The organism is Pseudomonas veronii, from assembly GCF_002028325.1.
Lineage (GTDB): Bacteria > Pseudomonadota > Gammaproteobacteria > Pseudomonadales > Pseudomonadaceae > Aquipseudomonas > Aquipseudomonas veronii.
This window is the reverse complement of the sequence record NZ_CP018420.1, coordinates 4,051,088-4,066,146: the sequence shown is the minus strand read 5'-3', so window position 1 is coordinate 4,066,146 and position 15,059 is coordinate 4,051,088. Positions and strand designations below refer to the sequence as shown.

The window sequence follows — 15,059 nt, the reverse complement described above, 5'->3', positions numbered from 1 at the left end:
AGAGAGGGGGTGATGCCCGCGAAATGACTGAACGATATTTCACTGAGTGATCATCTGATCAGTCATAAGTACGACCTCGGCAGCGGAGCCAGACGCCATGAACACACCTTTCCCGGTGGCTATCGGATGCGATGAAGCGGGTTTTGAGCTCAAAGAGCTGTTAAAGCGCCATATCGAGACGCTGGGCTACCCGGTGACCGACTTCGGCACCCATTCCACCGCGCCGGTGCTCTACCCGGACATCGCGCTGGCCGTGGCCAATGCCATCAATGCCGGGCAGCAGCGCCTGGGCGTGCTGGTGTGCGGCACCGGGATCGGCATGGCCATCTCGGCGAACAAGGTGTTGGGGATTCGCGCGGCGCAGGCCCATGACACCTACTCGGCGGAGCGCGCGCGCAAGAGCAACGATGCACAGATCCTGTCCATCGGCGCACGGGTGATCGGCGCCGAGCTGGCCAAGAGCATCGTCACTGCGTTCCTGGCCTCGGAGTTCGAGGCGGCGCGTTCCGGGGCCAAGGTCGCGCGCATCAATGCGATCGAGCGCGATGGGCATCAGTAGTGGACGTGGCGGGGCAAGAGTCGGGAGAATGTGCCTTTGACGCCGAAACGGAAGCCCGTCCCCATGAGTGACAGTAGCCAGCGCATTGCCAGCGATATCGATCAGATGACCGAAGTGGCGATGCTCTATTACCTCGAAAACGTCACTCAGGAAGCCATCGCCAAGCGCTTTGACCTGTCGCGGGCAAAAGTCAGCCGCCTGCTCAAACGTGCGCGCGATGAAGGCATTGTCGAAGTGCGCGTGTTGCAGCACCCGGCGATGAACAATGAGCTGGAACGCGCCTTGGTGGAGCGCTTCAAGCTCGACCGTGCCCTGATCGCCGTCGACCACAGCGACCCCGACACCCAGCGCTCGGCCGTCGCCAGTCTGGTGGCCAATTACCTGAACAAGACTTTGAGCGACGGCATGATCGTCGCCGTGGGCATGGGGCGTAATGTTGGCGCGGTGGCCGATAACGTGTTCCTGCCGGTGACGCGCAATTGCACATTTGTCTGCGCCATCGGCGGTTCGCTCAAGGCTGGCGAATACATGAACCCCGACCATATCTGCCGGCGCCTGGCCCTGCGCTTTGGCGGCGAGAGTGAAAGCCTGTACGCGCCGGCCCTGGTGGCCAACCCGGAGCTGCGCGGCGTGCTGATCAATAACGACACGGTGCGCTCGACCCTCGATCGGGCGCGGCGTGCCGACATTGCGCTGATCGGCATCGGCGACATGAGCGAGAACAGCAACATGGTACGCATGGGCTGGTTCTCGCCCCAGGAGATTGCCCAGGCGCGGTTGTCCGGCACGGTGGGCGACATGATGGGGTATGACTTTATCGATATCCACGGGCAGCCGGCGGTCAACGCCATCCAGGGGCGGGTGATCGGGCTGACGGTGCAGGAGTTGTTCCGGATTCCGGATGTGGTGGCGATTGCCAGCGAGAACACCAAGGCGGCGGCCACGTTGGGGGCGTTGCGGTCGGGGGTGATCAACACCCTTGCGACCACGGTCACGAATGCTCATACCATATTGGCGCTGGATGAAGCGACCCGTAAAGCCTGACACGCCACAGGTCAAGGTGTGGGAGGGCGGTGCGACGATTTGACTTGCTTCCGATAGTGGTTTTTCAGTTACTCATATGCTGGCTGATACACCGTCATCGGGGGCAAGCCCCCTCCCACATGGGGTTTGGGGACAGGTTTTGTAATGGTTTTGTGTTGTAGGGAATTTGTATTTCGAATGTAGGATTGAGGTCCTTTTGTTATTTCAGGACTTGCATGAACGCCCTTTCGGAGCCCCCCAGTCGTCTTTCTCCAAGACAACCGCTGTCGCTGTTCCCGCTGAAGCACCTCGTATTCCAATGGTTAACCCTTTCCCGGTCCCCTGACCGCGCTTTGCCGTGCCCGGCATTCTGAACACCGATAAAGAGACTCTATAAATGGAATGGTTAGCGGACCCTACGGCCTGGCTTGGCCTGTTGACGTTGATTGTGTTGGAACTGGTGCTGGGCATCGACAACCTGGTGTTTATCGCGATCCTGGCGGACAAGTTGTCGCCGGAGCAGCGCGACCGTGCGCGGTTGATCGGCTTGTCCCTGGCCTTGCTGATGCGCCTGGGCTTGCTGGCGAGTATTTCCTGGTTGGTGACCCTCACCCAGCCGTTGTTCGAGGTGTTCGACAAGAGCTTCTCCGGGCGTGACCTGATCATGCTGTTCGGTGGTGTGTTCCTGTTGTTCAAGGCCACCATGGAATTGCATGAACGCCTTGAGGGCCATGTGGCGCAACGCTCGGGCAATGTGGCCTATGCGATGTTCTGGCCGATCGTCGCGCAGATCGTGGTGCTCGACGCGGTGTTCTCCCTCGACGCGGTGATTACCGCCGTGGGCATGGTCGATGAGTTGGCGGTGATGATGACCGCGGTGATCATTTCCATCGGCTTGATGATCGTCGCGAGCAAGCCGCTGACCCGCTTCGTCAACGCGCACCCGACGGTGATCATGCTGTGCCTGGGCTTCTTGATGATGATCGGTTTTGCCCTGACCGCCGAAGGCCTGGGCTTTCATATTCCGAAAGGCTACCTGTACGCGGCGATTGGTTTCTCGATCCTGATCGAGGTGTTCAACCAGATTGCCCGGGCCCGGCGCAAGAAGTCGGCGCAAGGCGTGTTGCCCGTGCGGGAGCGCACCGCCCATGCGGTGATGCGCTTGCTCGGCGGGCGCAACCTGACGGAGGACGAGGTGGGCGAAGAGGTGGCTGATCTGTTGGGTGAACCGGATGTGACTCAGGGCCCGCTGTTCGACCGACGTGAGCGCGTAATGATCAGCGGCGTGCTGCAACTGGCCGAGCGGCCGATCCGCAGCTTGATGACGCCGCGGGCCAGGGTCGACTTTATCGATTTGGCAGACGATCGCGACACTATCCGCCTGAAACTGATGCGTTCGTCCTACTCGCGCCTGCCGTTGATCCGCAACGGTGCTGTCGATGAGCCATTAGGTTTTGTGCATAAGAAGGAATTGCTCAAGGATTACCTGGCGGGCAACGAACCGGACCTTGAGCGGTTGGTGCGGCGGGCGATCAATTTGCTGGAGAGCTGCTCGATCCTCAACGCCCTGGAGCAGATGCGCCAAGCCTCGACCCACATCGCGTTCGTGATCAACGAATACGGTGATTTCATCGGCGTGTTGAGCATGACCGATATCCTCGAATCCATCGCCGGTGAGCTGCCGGACGCCAGTGAGATCGAAGGGCCGGGCATCGTCAGGAACGGCGGGTGATACACGTGACGTTGCGCCCTAGTGCGGGGCGTAGCGCTTGAAGAGGTGCTCGACGAACTGTGTCTGTTCTGTCTGGGGGCCAAACCCCTTGGCTTTCTCCACCATCTGGCCGTTGAGGTAGATCAGCAGGGTCGGAGTGCCTGTGACTTGCGGGTGCTTCGGCGTCTCTGCGCAATCGAGTACCAGGCTGACTGTGTCAGGGTGTTCCCCGGCAATGCGCTTGAACAGCGGCACCGCGTTCGAGCAGGCGGCGCAGTGGCTTGAGACGAACAACAGGAATACTGGACGGGATGTACTCAGCACCCGTTGATAGTCCTCGGCATTGGCAATAATCGCGTTGGCATACCCCATGATGGCTTTCCTCCTGGACAGACACGGTTGTTTGCCAACGCTAAGCGCGGCGTGCGCCGTCGTCTACTGTCAACCTTCACAGGTCTGCTTCATGCCCCGTAACAGTGCGGGGTAACGCTGGCGTGGTGCGCTCGGTTGAGCCTGTCACCGCCGTGTGGGGCCTTGGGTAGCAACGTGATTGCCACTGCTGGCACTGCGCCTTGTCGCTTCTCAAGACTTATCCGTCTGATTTAGAACGAGTTTATTCCCTGCATATTTTTCCGTTGCTGCGTATGGCACACTTTCTGCTGTCTATTCCGTTGTTACATACTAAGTTCCGGTATAGCGGAATACACAATTCCTGGAGTGCTTGTCATGCATCACCGACCTTCCGTGTTCAAAGCGTGTGTTTTTCTCTTCGCCGCATCGGCTTCCCTCGCAAGCACTGTGCAGGCGGCGGGTAGCAAGCTCGATGATGTGCTCAAGCGTGGGCATCTGATCGTGGGTACAGGCAGTACCAATGCGCCGTGGCACTTCCAGGGAGCGGATGGCAAGTTGCAGGGGTTTGATATCGACATCGGTCGCATCGTGGCCAAGGGCTTGTTCAATGACCCGAGCAAGGTCGAGTTTGTGGTGCAGTCCTCCGACGCGCGGATTCCCAACCTGCTGACCGACAAAGTCGACATGAGTTGCCAGTTCATTACCGTCACCGCCAGCCGTGCGCAGCAGGTGGCGTTTACCCTGCCGTACTACCGCGAAGGCGTCGGCCTGCTGCTGCCGAACAACAGCAAATACAAGGAAATCGAAGACCTGCAGGCTGCTGGCGACGGCGTCACCGTGGCCGTGCTGCAAAACGTCTACGCCGAAGAACTGGTCCACCAGGCGCTGCCCAAGGCCAAGGTCGACCAGTACGACAGCGTCGACCTGATGTACCAGGCGGTGAACTCCGGCCGCGCCGATGCCGCCGCCACTGACCAGTCTTCGGTCAAGTACCTGATGGTGCAGAACCCTGGGCGCTACCGCAGCCCGGCGTATGCCTGGAGCCCGCAAACCTACGCGTGCGCGGTCAAGCGTGGCGACCAGGACTGGCTGAACTTCGTCAACACCGCACTGCACGAAGCCATGACCGGTGTGGAATTCCCCACCTACAAGGCCTCGTTCAAGCAATGGTTCGGCGTCGACCTGCCGGAGCCGGCGATTGGTTTCCCCGTCGAGTTCAAGTGATTCGTGAAAACCGGGGCGCCGCGAACGGCGCCCCCATCAGGTACTGTCGACCATGAACTATCAGTTGAACTTTGCCGCCGTGTGGCGCGACTTCGACACCTTGCTGGCGGGGCTGTGGCTGGGCCTCGAATTGGCGCTGCTGTCGATCGCCATCGGTTGCGTGATCGGCCTGCTGATGGCGTTTGCCATGCTGTCCAAGCACCGCGCGCTGCGCCTGTTGGCCTCGGTGTATGTGACGGTGGTGCGCAATACGCCGATCCTGGTGCTGATCCTGTTGATCTACTTCGCCTTGCCCAGCCTGGGTATCCGCCTGGACAAGATCCCGTCGTTCATCATCACCCTGTCGCTGTACGCCGGTGCCTACCTGACCGAAGTGTTCCGCGCCGGGCTGCTGAATATTCCCAAGGGCTTGCGCGAAGCCGGGTTGGCCATCGGCCTGGGCGAGTGGCGGATTCGCGCCTATATCACCGTGCCGGTGATGCTGCGCAACGTACTGCCGGCGCTGTCGAACAACTTCATTTCGCTGTTCAAGGACACCTCGCTGGCCGCCGCGATCGCGGTGCCGGAGCTGACCTATTACGCCCGCAAGATCAACGTCGAAAGCTACCGGGTGATTGAAACCTGGCTGGTCACGACCGCGCTCTACGTGGCCGCCTGTTACCTGATCGCCATGCTGCTCCGTTACTTGGAACAGCGTCTGGCGATCCGTCGTTAGAAGAGGCTCGCATGTACCAATCCCCCAGCTGGCTGCATGAGTTGTGGATCGCCCGGGACACCCTCTGGGCCGGGTTCCAGGCCAGCGTCTATGTCTCGGCGCTGGCGATTATCTTCGGCACCCTGATCGGCATCGTCGCCGGGTTGATCCTGACCTACGGCAGATTCTGGATGCGCCTGCCGTTTCGTCTGTATGTCGACCTGATCCGTGGCACGCCGGTGTTTGTGCTGGTGCTGGCGTGTTTCTACATGCTGCCGGCGCTCGGTTGGCAGATCAGCGCGTTCCAGGCCGGTGCGGTCGGGCTGACGCTGTTCTGCGGCTCCCACGTCGCGGAGATCGTGCGCGGCGCGCTGCAAGCCATTCCCCGCGGGCAAATGGAAGCGGGCAAGGCGATTGGTCTGACGTTCTACCAGTCCCTGGGCTACGTGCTGTTGCCCCAGGCGCTGCGGCAGATTTTGCCGACCTGGGTCAATTCCTCCACGGAAATCGTCAAGGCCTCGACCCTGCTGTCGGTGATCGGTGTCGCCGAGTTGCTGCTCAGCACCCAGCAGGTGATCGCGCGCACCTTCATGACCCTGGAGTTCTACCTGTTCGCGGGTGTTCTGTTTTTTGTCATCAACTACGCCATCGAGTTATTCGGGCGCTACATTGAAAAGCGGGTGGCCTTGCCATGAACCAACCTCAAACGACCCAACCGCTGCTGGACATTCGCGGCCTGCGCAAACAATACGGCACGGTGGAAGTGCTCAAGGGCGTCGACCTGTCCATGCAGCGCGGCAACGTGGTGACGTTGATCGGCTCCAGCGGCTCGGGCAAGACCACGCTGCTGCGCTGCGTCAACCTGCTCGAAGAGTTCCAGGGCGGGCAGATCAGCCTGGATGGCGAGTCCATCGGCTACAGCGACATCGCCGGCAAGCGCGTGCGCCACCCGGAGCGGGTGATCGCCCAGCACCGCGCCATGACCGGCATGGCCTTCCAGCAGTTCAACCTGTTCCCGCACCTGACGGCGCTGCAGAACGTCACCCTGGGCTTGTTGAAAGTTAAGAAAATGCCTAAGGACGAAGCCGTGGCCTTGGCGGAAAAATGGTTGGACCGTGTAGGGCTCCTGGAACGCCGCAATCACTTCCCCGGCCAGTTGTCCGGCGGCCAGCAACAGCGCGTGGCCATCGCCCGTGCGATTGCGATGAACCCCAGCCTAATGCTGTTCGACGAAGTCACCTCGGCCCTCGACCCGGAACTGGTGGGCGAAGTGCTCAGCGTGATCAAGGGCCTGGCGGAAGAGGGCATGACCATGTTGCTGGTGACCCATGAGATGCGCTTTGCCTACGAAGTCTCGGACAAAATCGTCTTCATGAATCAGGGGCGCATTGAAGAACAAGGCTCGGCGAAGGACATCTTCGAACGGCCGCAGTCGCCGCGCCTGGCGGAATTCCTGAAGAACATTCGTTTTTAACTGTCAGTCAAGGAGCACTATTTATGAGCATTACTCGTTACGGCACCGGCAGCACTGCCGGCGGCGGCCAGCCTCGGCCTTTCGCCCGCGCGGTGGAAGCGGACGGCTGGCTCTACGTCTCGGGCCAGGTGCCAGCGGTGGACGGTGAAATCATCAGCGGCGGTATCGTCGAGCAAACCCGCCAGACGATGCGCAACGTGGTGGCGATTCTCGAAGAGGCTGGCTACGCCTTGAACGACGTGGTGCGCGTCGGCGTGTGGCTGGAAGACCCACGGGATTTCTGGAGCTTCAACAAAGTCTTCGGCGAATACTTCAGCCCCGAACACGCCCCGGCACGTGCCTGCGTGCAGGCCAACATGATGGTGGACTGCAAGGTCGAGATCGATTGCGTGGCCTACAAGAAAAAGGGCTAAATGCCCCACTCTCAAGACCACATCAAATCCAATGTGGGAGGGGGCTTGCCCCCGATAGCGGTGTCTCAGCAACAGATGTGTCCACTGGCACACCGCCATCGGGGGCAAGCCCCCTCCCACAGTGGACCTGCGCCAGCCCTACCATTTCGAGCGGACCGAAACTTCCATGACCGAAGACACCATCAAACGCCGCGCCAAAGGCCTGGACCGTGCATTCGACATCCTCGATTTCCTCAAGGAAGTCGGCCAGCCCCTGCGCCCGAATGATATCGCCAGCGGCATCGGCAGCCCCAAGTCCACGGTCTACGAGTTGGTCGCCTCCTTACTGGAACGCCGCATCCTGGAAACCGTGGGCAAGGACGGGCACGTCTACCTCGGCCGTCAGCTGTACTTCCTCGGCCAGGCGCACCTGCGCCATTTCGACCTGACCCGCGAGGCCGACCACGCCTTGCAGGCAATCGTCAGCCAGACCCACGAAACCGCGCAGATGTGCCTGCTCAACGGGCGCAAATACACGGTGGCGCTGATGCGTGAAGGCGAGCGGCATTTCCGGATTTCCTCGGACATCGGCGAAAACGCACCGATCCCGTGGACCGCGTCCGGGCGCCTGTTGCTGGGGCATTTGAGCGACCAGCAGATCGTCGAGCTGATCGACCCCGACGATTTCGTCCTGCCGGACGGCCAGCGCTTGCCGCTGGAGACCTTCCTCGCTCAGATCCGTCAGGCCAGCGTCGATGGCTTCTTTTCCTTCGACAGCGTGGCCGACACCTTTACCCATTGCTTTGCCGCCCCGGTCCGGGACGCGCAGGGCGTCAGCATTGCGACCCTGTGCATCGTCGCGCCCCGCGCCGATGCCAGTAAAAACTACAACGACTACCGCCGGGTGTTGATCGAAAGCGCCAACAACCTGGCCCGTCGCATCAACGAATAGGAGCAGTTCATGCCTGCCATCAACGCCGTTGCAAAGGGCGCCGCCGCTGTCGGCGCCCATCTGGTCCGTGACGTCAGCCTGCCGGCCCTGGTGCTGCACCGCGACGCCCTCGAACACAACATCCGCTGGATGCAGGCCTTTGTCAGCAACAGCGGCGCCGAGCTTGCGCCCCATGGCAAAACCAGCATGATGCCGGCCCTGTTCCAGCGCCAGATCGCCGCCGGTGCCTGGGGCATCACCCTGGCCAGCGCGGTACAGACCCGCGCCGCCTATGCCGGCGGTGTGCGCCGTGTGTTGATGGCCAACCAACTGGTGGGCGCGCCGAACATGGCGTTGATCGCCGACTTGCTGGCCGACGCAGACTTCGACTTCCACTGTCTGGTCGACCACCCGGACAACGTCGCCGACCTGGGCCTGTTCTTCGCCGCCCGTGGCCTGCGCCTGAACGTGATGATCGAGTACGGCGTGGTCGGCGGCCGTTGCGGTTGCCGCAGCGAGCAAGAGGTGCGCGACCTGGCCACGGCGATCAAGGCCCAGCCGGCGCTGGCCCTGACCGGTATCGAAGGCTACGAAGGCGTGATCCACGGCGAACACGCCATCACTGGCATCCGCGACTTCGCCGCGAGCCTGGTGCGCCTGGCGGTGGACCTGCAGAACAACGGCTCGTTCGACCTGGCCAAGCCCATCGTCACCGCGTCGGGATCGGCCTGGTATGACCTGATCGCCGAGTCCTTCGAAGCGCAAAACGCCGCCGGGCGTTTCCTCAGCGTGCTGCGTCCCGGCAGCTACGTGGCCCATGACCATGGCATCTACAAAGACGCGCAATGCTGCGTGCTCGACCGGCGCAGCGACCTCAGCGAAGGCCTGCGCCCGGCGTTGGAAGTCTGGGCCCACGTGCAATCGTTGCCTGAGCCTGGCTTCGCGGTGGTCGCCCTGGGCAAGCGCGATGTGGCCTACGACGCCGGTTTGCCGGTGCCGCTCAAGCGCTACAAGGCTGGGATCGTGCCGGCGCAAGGCGATGATGTGAGCGCGTGCAAGGTCACCGCGGTGATGGACCAGCATGCGTTCATGAGCGTCGCGCCGGGGGTTGAGCTGCGCATCGGCGACATTATTTCCTTCGGCACTTCCCACCCGTGCCTGACGTTCGACAAGTGGCAGGTCGGTTGCCTGGTGGATGAGCAACTGCAGGTGATCGAGTCACTGCATACCTGCTTCTAGACCGCGTCGCCTCCATCGTGAGCAAACCCGCTGCGCCCTTTGGATGTGTGAACACATTCAAAGGTAGGAGCGGGCTCGCCCGCGAAGGGGCCATCAGCCGCACCGGAGACAACAGGCATGAACACCACACCCCGCATCGCCCTCATCGGCGAATGCATGATCGAACTGCAACACCGCGCCGACGGCAGCCTGCACCAGAGCTTCGGCGGCGACACCCTGAACGCCGCGGTGTACCTGCGCCGCGAGTTGGGGGCGCTCGGCCACGTCGACTACGTCACCGCCCTGGGCGATGACAGCTTCAGCGACGCCATGTGCCAACAGTGGACCGACGAAGGCCTGGGCCTGAGCATGGTCCAGCGCCTGCCCGGGCGGTTGCCGGGGTTGTACTGCATCCAGACCGACGCCAACGGCGAGCGCAAATTCCTCTACTGGCGCAACGAAGCGGCCGTGCGCGACTGCTTCACCACGCCCGCCGCCGCACCGATCCTGGCAGCGTTGCCGGGCTATGACGTGGTGTATTTCAGCGGCATCACCCTGGCGGTGCTCGGTGAAGTCGGGCGCGAGCGCTTGTTGCAGGCCTTGATCGAAACCCGTCGGCGCGGCGGCCGGGTGGTGTTCGACAACAACTACCGGCCGCGTTTGTGGGCGAGTATCGAGGCGGCGCGTGCGGCCTATCACAAAGTGTTGGCCGAGGTGGATATGGCCTTGCTGACCGAGGATGACGAGCGCGCGTTGTTTGGTCATGCCGACAGCGAGCAGGTGTTCGCAGCGTATCCGGCAGTCGCGGAAGTCGTGCTCAAGCGCGGCGCCGAGGACTGTTTGCTCCGTTGCGCAGGCCAGCGTTTTGCGGTGCCGGCGTTGTCGGTCGAGACGGTGGTGGACACCACGGCGGCGGGGGACTCGTTCAGCGCGGCGTACCTGGCCAGTCGGCTCAAGGGCGGCTCGCCGCAAGAGGCGGCCTTGGCCGGGCATCGGTTGGCGAGCCGGGTGATCCAGGTGCCGGGGGCGTTGATTCCTAGATAGGGGGTGAATGGCCGCCTGCGGCGGATCGGGGGCAAGCCCCCTCCCACAGTGAGCGCAATGCGGTTGAATGTGGGAGGGGGCTTGCCCCCGATAGCGGCCTAAAGCCAACCCCTCAATCCCGATAAAACACCTGCACCAAGTGATACCCAAACTTGCTCTTGACCGGCCCATGCACCACCCGCAGCGGCTTCTTGAAGATCACCGCATCAATCGCGCCGACCATCTGCCCCGGCCGGATCTCGCCCAGATCGCCGCCGCGCTTGCCGGACGGGCAGGTGGAGTACTTCTTGGCCAGCACATCGAACGCTTCGCCCTTGGCGATGCGCTGCTTGAGCTGTTCGGCTTCTTCACTGGTTTTCACCAGGATATGGCGGGCTTGGGCTTTCATGGTTCTCTACCGGGGTGTGCGACGGCGCGCGATTATGCCTGAACTGGATCGTCGACGCTGATCATGCTGCGGATTTTGGTGGCGAGCACGTCGATGGAAAACGGCTTGGCCACCATGTCCATGCCGTCTTCCAGAAAGCCCTGGCGTTCGGCGGCTTTTTCCGCATAACCGGTCATGAACAGGATGCGCAGGCCCGGGCGGTGCTGACGGGCGATTTCCGCCAGTTGCCGGCCGTTCATGCCCGGCAGACCGACGTCGGTCACCAGCAAATCCACGCGCAAGTCCGATTCCAGCAGCGGCAAGGCCGTGCGTGCATCCGCGGCCTGGTGCGCGGTGTAGCCCAGTTCATCGAGGACATTGACCACCAGCATGCGTACCGCCGGGTCGTCCTCGACCACCACCACAGCCTCTCCGGCCAGGGCCACGGGCGCGGCCTCACTGAGGCTGGCCGGCAAGCTGCTTGCCAGGGAAGTGCCGTGCAGGCGCGGCAGATACAAGCGCACGCAGGTGCCCTGGCCCGGTTCGCTGTGGAGGGTCACATGGCCGCCGGATTGCTGGGCGAAGCCATAGATCATCGACAGCCCCAGGCCGGTGCCCTGGCCGATGGGCTTGGTGGTGAAAAACGGATCGAAGGCTTTGGCCAGGATTTTCGGCGCCATGCCGGTGCCGTTGTCGCGCACGCCGAGCATCACGTAATCACCGGCTTTGACCGGTTCCGGGGTGGTGATGTCGGTGCCGTCGAGGTAGCTGTTGGCGGTTTCGATCAGCAGTTCGCCGCCATCGGGCATGGCATCCCGCGCGTTGATCACCAGGTTGAGCAGGGCGTTTTCCAGCTGGCTGGCGTCGCTGTTCACCGGCCAGATATCGTGGCCCAGTTGCACCTTGAGCGTGATGTGCGCGCCCTTGGTGCGCTGGAACAAGTCTTCCAGCGAGGCCACCAATTGGTTCGGGTCGAGCGGGCGGCGGTCCAGTGACTGGCGCCGCGAGAACGCCAGCAGGCGGTGGGTGAGGGCGGCGGCGCGATGGGCAGAGGCCACGGCGGCGTCGGCAAAGCGGCCGATGTCGTCGCTGCGCCCGGCGGCGATGTAGCGTTGCATCAGGTCCAGGCTGCCGATGATGCCGGTGAGCATATTGTTGAAGTCATGGGCGATGCCGCCGGTGAGTTGGCCCACCGCTTCCATCTTCTGCGCGTGGCGCAGGGCGTCTTCGGCGCGTTCGCGTTCGACCATCTCGTTTTGCAGGCGCTGGTTGGCCTCGGCCAGTGCCAGGGTGCGCTGGGCCACACGCTCTTCGAGGTTTTCGTTGAGGTGGCGCAGGCGTTGCTCGGTGCTTTGCTGGGCTTTGAGGCTGGCTTCGGAGCGCTGTTGCAGTTCCTGGGTGAACTGGCGGCGTTCGTTGGTTTCGATGGCGGTGACGAGGATGCCGGCGACGCTGCCGCGTTCATCGCGGATCGGGCTGTAGGTCAGGTCGAGCCAGATCTCGGTGTCGCGCTGGTTGCGTTGCAGCACAAAGCGCTGCTCGCTGAAGGCGCGCACCTGGCCGCTGAAGACCGCGTCATAGATCGGCGCGGTGAAACTGTGCAATTCCGGCCAGGTCTGGTGCGCCGGCTGGCCCATCGCGTCGGGGTGCTTGTTGCCCGCCAGCAGGGCGAAGGCGTCGTTGTAGAGTTGGATGAGTTCGCGGCCCCACAACAGCTGCATCGGCATCGGCGAGTGGACGACGATATCCACGGCGGTACGCAGGCTTTGCGGCCAATCATTGGCCTCACCGAGCGGGTTTTTGGCCCAGTCCAGCCGCGCAATCAATGCGGCGGCTTCGCTACCGGTGGATGTTTCCTTCATAAAAAGCCCTGAGCGTAACGCTTTGAAAAATGACAACAGCGATTATCCGGTGGGATAACGGTGGGTGACTACCCCCGAAAAATAGCATGCATTGGGCTTTTTTCTGCAAATGAGTGCGTTTTCGCTGAAACCTTTCATCTTAAAGCGCCAGCTCAGGTCGGTCGCGAAACTGTGCCAGGGCCTCCGGGTTGGCCAGCGCGTCGGTGTTTTTCACCGGTTCGCCGTGTACCACATTGCGCACCGCCAGTTCGACGATCTTACCGCTGATGGTGCGCGGGATATCGCTGACAGCGAGGATCTTCGCCGGTACATGGCGTGGTGTGGTATTGGCGCGGATCACCTGGCGGATCTGCTGTTCGAGGGCGGCATCCAGTTCGACGCCGTCGTCGAGTCGCACGAACAGCACGACTCGCACATCGTCTTGCCAGCGTTGGCCAATGGCCAGGCTTTCCAGCACCTGCGGGACTTTTTCCACCTGCCGATAGATCTCGGCGGTGCCGATCCGCACGCCGCCAGGGTTGAGCACCGCGTCGGAGCGCCCGTGAATCAGCAGGCTGCCGTTGGGCCGCTGTTCGGCGTAGTCGCCCTGGGCCCACACGCCGGGGAATTGGCTGAAATAGGAGGCGCGCAGCTTTTTCTGCTGCGGGTCGTTCCACAGGCCGATGGGCATGGCGGGGAAGTGCCGGGTACACACCAGTTCGCCTTTTTCACCGAGCAACGGCCGCCCCTGGTCGTCCCACACCTCGATGGCCATCGCCAGGCTCTTGCATTGCATTTCGCCGCGGCGTACCGGCAGCACCGGGTTGCCGATGACGAAGCAGGAGACGATATCGGTGCCGCCAGACATCGATGACAGGCACACCTCGGCCTTGATCTCGCGGTACACGTAGTCGTAGCTCTGCGGCGACAGCGGCGAGCCAGTCGAAATCAGGCCCTTGAGGCTGCTCAGGTCATGGCTCAGGCGCGGCTGCAGGCCGGCTTTTTCCAGGGTGGCGAGGAACTTGGGGCTGGTGCCGAACACGCTGATCCGTTCCGCGTCGATCAGGTCGATCAAGCGCTCGGGGCCTGGGTGAAACGGCGAGCCGTCGTACAGCACGGCGGTGGCGCCGAGCGCGAGTACCGAAACCAGCCAGTTCCACATCATCCAGCCGCAGGTGGTGTAGTAGAACAGGCAATCCTCGCGGGACAGGTCCGCATGCAGGCCGTGCTCCTTGAGGTGGGTGAGCAGCACGCCGCCGGTGCCGTGGATGATGCATTTGGGCACGCCGGTGGTGCCGCTGGAATAGAGGATATACAGCGGATGGTCGAACGGCACCGCGACGAACTCAGGCGTGCCGCCGGGTTGGTAGAAGTCACTCCACAGCGCGACATTGGCGTCGCTCCGATAGTCCTCGACCCGCGCCTGGGGCCGGGCATACGGCACGACGATCAGGTGCTGCAGGGACGGCAGGCGTTCGAGGATCTCGTTGAGCTTGGCGCTCTGGTCGATGGTTTTGCCGGCGTAGCGGTAACCGGCGCAGGCGATCAGCACCTTGGGCTCGATCTGGCCGAAACGGTCGATCACGCCTTGGGTGCCGAAGTCCGGCGATGAGCACGACCAGATCGCGCCCAGGCTGGTGGTGGCCAGCATGCCGACCAGGGTTTGCCAGGTGTTGGGCATGCACGCGGCAACCCGATCGCCCAGCCCGACCCCGGCCGCCCGCAGGCTGCGTTGCAGGCCGGCGACGTGGGCGGCCAGTTCGGCGTAGCTCAGTTGCTCGCGCTGGCCGTCTTCGCTGATGGCGACCACGGCGGGGTGAGCGTCGCGACGGCGCAGCAGGTGCTCGGCAAAGTTCAGGGTTGCGCCGGGGAACCACTCGGCGCTGGGCATCGCGGCGCCTTCGATCAATACCGCGCTGGGCGGGCGGCGAAACTGCACGTCGAAAAACGCCACGATCGCCTGCCAGAAGTCGGCGCGCTGGTCGATGCTCCACTGGTGCAACGCCGGGTAGTCGTCGAGCTGCACGCTATAGCGGTCATTGATAAAGCGCCGGAACTGGTCCATCCGGGTGTGGCGGATGCGTTCGGGGGAGGGTTGCCAGAGGATCTCGGACATAAGCACGTCTCTTATTCTTGTACAGTTCTTCCAAACAGTGGAGTTCGAATGTGGGAGGGGGCTTGCCCCCGATGGCGGAGTATCAGCTAGCACATGCGGTACTGACCCACTGTC

Annotated in this window: 14 protein-coding genes and 1 pseudogene; 11 read left to right on the top strand and 4 right to left on the bottom strand. The window is 62.6% G+C overall.

Annotated elements, in window-relative coordinates:
- Positions 1-97: 97 nt before the first annotated feature.
- The 3 genes and pseudogenes from rpiB to PverR02_RS18365 all read left to right on the top strand — a co-directional run.
- Positions 98-559, top strand: coding sequence for a ribose 5-phosphate isomerase B (gene rpiB / locus PverR02_RS18375; protein WP_017846657.1), 462 nt, complete (start codon positions 98-100; stop codon positions 557-559).
- A 63-nt stretch (positions 560-622) separates the two neighbouring features.
- A complete protein-coding gene (locus tag PverR02_RS18370) occupies positions 623-1,603 on the top strand; it encodes a sugar-binding transcriptional regulator (protein WP_017846656.1) in 981 nt (326 codons plus the stop codon).
- Positions 1,604-1,979: 376 nt separating this feature from the next.
- Positions 1,980-3,299: pseudogene (locus PverR02_RS18365) on the top strand (TerC family protein); the annotation flags it as partial.
- A 33-nt stretch (positions 3,300-3,332) separates the two neighbouring features.
- Here the strand turns inward: PverR02_RS18365 and PverR02_RS18360 are convergent.
- Positions 3,333-3,665: a thioredoxin family protein gene (locus PverR02_RS18360; protein ID WP_079444098.1), complete on the bottom strand. Its 333-nt coding sequence runs from the start codon at positions 3,663-3,665 to the stop codon at positions 3,333-3,335.
- A 354-nt stretch (positions 3,666-4,019) separates the two neighbouring features.
- Between PverR02_RS18360 and PverR02_RS18355 the strand changes: the two genes are divergently transcribed.
- The 8 genes from PverR02_RS18355 (at position 4,020) to PverR02_RS18320 (ending at position 10,621) form a co-directional block, all read left to right on the top strand.
- Positions 4,020-4,868 carry a transporter substrate-binding domain-containing protein gene (locus tag PverR02_RS18355; protein WP_017846653.1) on the top strand — a complete coding sequence of 283 codons (849 nt, stop codon included), beginning with the start codon at positions 4,020-4,022 and terminating at the stop codon, positions 4,866-4,868.
- Positions 4,869-4,920: 52 nt separating this feature from the next.
- On the top strand, positions 4,921-5,583 hold the full coding sequence (locus PverR02_RS18350) for an amino acid ABC transporter permease (protein ID WP_046383111.1): 663 nt from the start codon (positions 4,921-4,923) through the stop codon (positions 5,581-5,583).
- A gap of 11 nt (positions 5,584-5,594) precedes the next feature.
- Positions 5,595-6,257: an amino acid ABC transporter permease gene (locus PverR02_RS18345; RefSeq protein WP_079444097.1), complete on the top strand. Its 663-nt coding sequence runs from the start codon at positions 5,595-5,597 to the stop codon at positions 6,255-6,257.
- Complete coding sequence (locus PverR02_RS18340; RefSeq protein WP_017846650.1) at positions 6,254-7,036, top strand: amino acid ABC transporter ATP-binding protein; 783 nt, start codon at positions 6,254-6,256, stop codon at positions 7,034-7,036. The genes PverR02_RS18345 and PverR02_RS18340 overlap by 4 nt, the downstream gene beginning before the upstream one ends.
- Before the next feature lie 23 nt (positions 7,037-7,059).
- Positions 7,060-7,449 carry a RidA family protein gene (locus tag PverR02_RS18335; RefSeq protein ID WP_017846649.1) on the top strand — a complete coding sequence of 130 codons (390 nt, stop codon included), beginning with the start codon at positions 7,060-7,062 and terminating at the stop codon, positions 7,447-7,449.
- A gap of 166 nt (positions 7,450-7,615) precedes the next feature.
- A complete protein-coding gene (locus tag PverR02_RS18330) occupies positions 7,616-8,380 on the top strand; it encodes an IclR family transcriptional regulator (RefSeq protein ID WP_079445026.1) in 765 nt (254 codons plus the stop codon).
- A 9-nt stretch (positions 8,381-8,389) separates the two neighbouring features.
- Positions 8,390-9,598 carry an amino acid deaminase gene (locus PverR02_RS18325; protein ID WP_017846647.1) on the top strand — a complete coding sequence of 403 codons (1,209 nt, stop codon included), beginning with the start codon at positions 8,390-8,392 and terminating at the stop codon, positions 9,596-9,598.
- A 117-nt stretch (positions 9,599-9,715) separates the two neighbouring features.
- Positions 9,716-10,621, top strand: a complete 906-nt coding sequence (locus PverR02_RS18320) for a sugar kinase (protein ID WP_079444096.1) — start codon at positions 9,716-9,718, stop codon at positions 10,619-10,621.
- Positions 10,622-10,733: 112 nt separating this feature from the next.
- Here the strand turns inward: PverR02_RS18320 and PverR02_RS18315 are convergent, their stop codons facing one another.
- The 3 genes from PverR02_RS18315 to PverR02_RS18305 all read right to left on the bottom strand — a co-directional run bounded on the left by PverR02_RS18315 (position 10,734) and on the right by PverR02_RS18305 (position 14,945).
- On the bottom strand, positions 10,734-11,009 hold the full coding sequence (locus tag PverR02_RS18315; protein WP_046383114.1) for a peptidylprolyl isomerase: 276 nt from the start codon (positions 11,007-11,009) through the stop codon (positions 10,734-10,736).
- 32 nt (positions 11,010-11,041) lie between these two features.
- Positions 11,042-12,850, bottom strand: a complete 1,809-nt coding sequence (locus PverR02_RS18310; RefSeq protein WP_057005437.1) for an ATP-binding protein — start codon at positions 12,848-12,850, stop codon at positions 11,042-11,044.
- Between the two features lie 139 nt (positions 12,851-12,989).
- Positions 12,990-14,945: an acetoacetate--CoA ligase gene (locus PverR02_RS18305; protein ID WP_079444095.1), complete on the bottom strand. Its 1,956-nt coding sequence runs from the start codon at positions 14,943-14,945 to the stop codon at positions 12,990-12,992.
- Positions 14,946-15,059 lie beyond the last annotated feature (114 nt).

What these genes read in the sequence shown, in the direction of transcription:
- PverR02_RS18330 (WP_079445026.1), top strand. Translation starts at nt 7,616, where the DNA reads ATGACCGAAGACACCATCAAACGCCGCGCCAAAGGCCTGGACCGTGCA.
- PverR02_RS18370 (WP_017846656.1), top strand. Translation starts at nt 623, where the DNA reads ATGAGTGACAGTAGCCAGCGCATTGCCAGCGATATCGATCAGATGACC.
- PverR02_RS18320 (WP_079444096.1), top strand. Translation starts at nt 9,716, where the DNA reads ATGAACACCACACCCCGCATCGCCCTCATCGGCGAATGCATGATCGAA.
- PverR02_RS18345 (WP_079444097.1), top strand. Translation starts at nt 5,595, where the DNA reads ATGTACCAATCCCCCAGCTGGCTGCATGAGTTGTGGATCGCCCGGGAC.
- PverR02_RS18360 (WP_079444098.1), bottom strand. Translation starts at nt 3,665, where the DNA reads ATGGGGTATGCCAACGCGATTATTGCCAATGCCGAGGACTATCAACGG.
- PverR02_RS18325 (WP_017846647.1), top strand. Translation starts at nt 8,390, where the DNA reads ATGCCTGCCATCAACGCCGTTGCAAAGGGCGCCGCCGCTGTCGGCGCC.
- PverR02_RS18305 (WP_079444095.1), bottom strand. Translation starts at nt 14,945, where the DNA reads ATGTCCGAGATCCTCTGGCAACCCTCCCCCGAACGCATCCGCCACACC.
- PverR02_RS18350 (WP_046383111.1), top strand. Translation starts at nt 4,921, where the DNA reads ATGAACTATCAGTTGAACTTTGCCGCCGTGTGGCGCGACTTCGACACC.
- PverR02_RS18355 (WP_017846653.1), top strand. Translation starts at nt 4,020, where the DNA reads ATGCATCACCGACCTTCCGTGTTCAAAGCGTGTGTTTTTCTCTTCGCC.
- rpiB (WP_017846657.1), top strand. Translation starts at nt 98, where the DNA reads ATGAACACACCTTTCCCGGTGGCTATCGGATGCGATGAAGCGGGTTTT.
- PverR02_RS18335 (WP_017846649.1), top strand. Translation starts at nt 7,060, where the DNA reads ATGAGCATTACTCGTTACGGCACCGGCAGCACTGCCGGCGGCGGCCAG.
- PverR02_RS18340 (WP_017846650.1), top strand. Translation starts at nt 6,254, where the DNA reads ATGAACCAACCTCAAACGACCCAACCGCTGCTGGACATTCGCGGCCTG.
- PverR02_RS18310 (WP_057005437.1), bottom strand. Translation starts at nt 12,850, where the DNA reads ATGAAGGAAACATCCACCGGTAGCGAAGCCGCCGCATTGATTGCGCGG.
- PverR02_RS18315 (WP_046383114.1), bottom strand. Translation starts at nt 11,009, where the DNA reads ATGAAAGCCCAAGCCCGCCATATCCTGGTGAAAACCAGTGAAGAAGCC.